A 1,838-nucleotide genomic window follows, 5' to 3' on the forward strand; every position below is an offset into this window, starting at 1 on the left:
TTATTGACTAGAGTCATGCTCCCCAGCCAGGACATCGGGGGCTATTGCTGGGATCCAAGCCAGCCCATACGCTTCTCCAGGAGAGGCAACTGCGCTTTCAAGGCGCGCAAGGCTCGGCCTCGGTGGCCGATGGCCTCTTTTTGAGCTGGGCTCATCTCGGCAAAGGTTAGCCCCACTTCGGGCACCCAAAACAGGGGGTCATAGCCAAACCCCCCCTCTCCCCGCGGCTGGGTCAAGATCTCTCCCGAGCATACCCCTTCCACCAGGGCATGCACTACACCTTGGGGATCCACCAGGGCGATGGCGCAGTGAAAGGTGGCCCGGCGATTTGGGATCCCTTCCATTTCCCTGAGCAACCGCTCGATGCGGGCAGCATCGTTGGGGGCATAGCGAGCCGAGCGGATCCCAGGGACGCCGCCAAGGGCTTCTACCGCTAGGCCGGAATCGTCGGCAATGGCCCACTCCCCCAGAGACTTGGCCACGGCTCTGGCTTTGAGAAGGGCATTTTCGGCAAAGGTGGTGCCGGTTTCTTCCACCTCAATTTCTGAGGGCATGCGGCGCAGCTCCCAAGCAGGGGCATGGGCCTGGAAAAAGGCATTGAACTCGCGCCATTTGCCGGGGCTACTGCTGGCCAAGATCAAAGGACGGGTCATGGAAGGTTCCTACGAGTGGAAATCTGAGGAGGCGGAAGACTGTCCAAGGGCTTCCTGCCTAATGGATCTCGAGAACCATGTTGTGCAGGGCTGTGTTAATCACCAGGGTGGATCCCCATCGCTCTACCTTGCCCCCATCCCAGTGCATGTGTCCGCAGATGTAGTAGCGCGGCTGCACCTGTTCCAAAAGGGGGCGCAAGGTGGGTGTGCGACGGTGATACCACTTCCCGCCTTCATCCAAAAAGCCTCGCGGCGGAGCATGGGTGAGCAGCAGGTCAATGGGCCGGGGGGGTTGACTGTAGAGGGCGAGCAGCTCCTGCAAATGGGCGGAGGTGAGAGACCAGCTCCAACCACAGGGGGGAGTCCAGGGTACAGCCAAAACCTGTAACCCCAGCCACTCAAAGCAGCAGGACTGGGTGATGGCCCGTCCCCAACGGCCAACCAGCGAATTCAAAACCGAAGCTGCTGGATCGTGGTTGCCAGGTAAAAAGAGCCAGGGTTTGCCCAGGCTCTCCACTGCCGCCAAAAAGGATTGCAGATGAACCACCTCTGCTTGGGCTGCCGGATGAAAGCCCTGGGTGGCCTTGCGGGAAGGTTTGCCGGCCTTGGAACAGAAATCCCCGCAGTTGATGTAAGCATCCACCTCCGGCAGATGGGCAAGGGCCTGCCGGATCAGCCGAGCGCTGCCGTGGTAGTCAGAGCCGAGCAGCAGTTTAATCCCCATGGGCCTCTGCAGCAGAAGAATCCAGGTGGGATCCCTGAAGCAGGGCGGCAACTTGCTGCCAGGAGCTGTTGTACCAAGCCTGCTGGGCTTCCAGTTCTTCGCCGAGGGATCCCGTGGGGCCAAAATCTGGGCAGGCGTACCCCAGGGAGCGTAATCCTGCCACCAACACTGCCGGAGACAGCCACCACTGCTGGGCCAAGCGCAGCAGATCCACCTGGCTGTGGGTTTGCAGGTATTGGCGGAGCTGGCGTTGCAAGCCGGTGGCGGAGGGCAGGGGCACCGCTTGCTGATGGACGGCAATCAACAGCTCGCTGCTGGGGGTGCAACAGAGCAGCCACTTGAGGTGATCCAGAGAAGGGGGCCAGCTCCACAACCAGAGTTGATCATAGCGGTGGCCGGCTTGGGGACGGTCGTAGTGGAGAGTCAGGTACCGCCGTTCGCGATAGCGGGCCGTAGGCCTT

General features: G+C 61.2%; 2 protein-coding genes and 1 pseudogene. All 3 read right to left on the reverse strand.

Features of this window, described 5'->3' with window-relative positions; genetic code table 11:
* Positions 1-41 precede the first annotated feature (41 nt).
* A complete protein-coding gene (gene rdgB / locus NW818_RS13045) occupies positions 42-653 on the reverse strand; it encodes an RdgB/HAM1 family non-canonical purine NTP pyrophosphatase (protein ID WP_414352059.1) in 612 nt (203 codons plus the stop codon).
* Between the two features lie 58 nt (positions 654-711).
* Complete coding sequence (locus tag NW818_RS13050; protein ID WP_414424795.1) at positions 712-1,377, reverse strand: metallophosphoesterase family protein; 666 nt, start codon at positions 1,375-1,377, stop codon at positions 712-714.
* Positions 1,367-1,838, reverse strand: a pseudogene (locus NW818_RS13055) (single-stranded-DNA-specific exonuclease RecJ); the annotation flags it as partial. The pseudogene NW818_RS13055 and the gene NW818_RS13050, both read right to left, overlap by 11 nt.

Origin of the sequence: Synechococcus sp. R6-5 (assembly GCF_047461775.1) — a bacterium.
Taxonomy (GTDB): Bacteria; Cyanobacteriota; Cyanobacteriia; order Thermostichales; family Thermostichaceae; genus Thermostichus.

Coding starts and splice junctions, on each gene's coding strand:
- rdgB (WP_414352059.1), bottom strand. CDS start 653: ATGACCCGTCCTTTGATCTTGGCCAGCAGTAGCCCCGGCAAATGGCGC.
- NW818_RS13050 (WP_414424795.1), bottom strand. CDS start 1,377: ATGGGGATTAAACTGCTGCTCGGCTCTGACTACCACGGCAGCGCTCGG.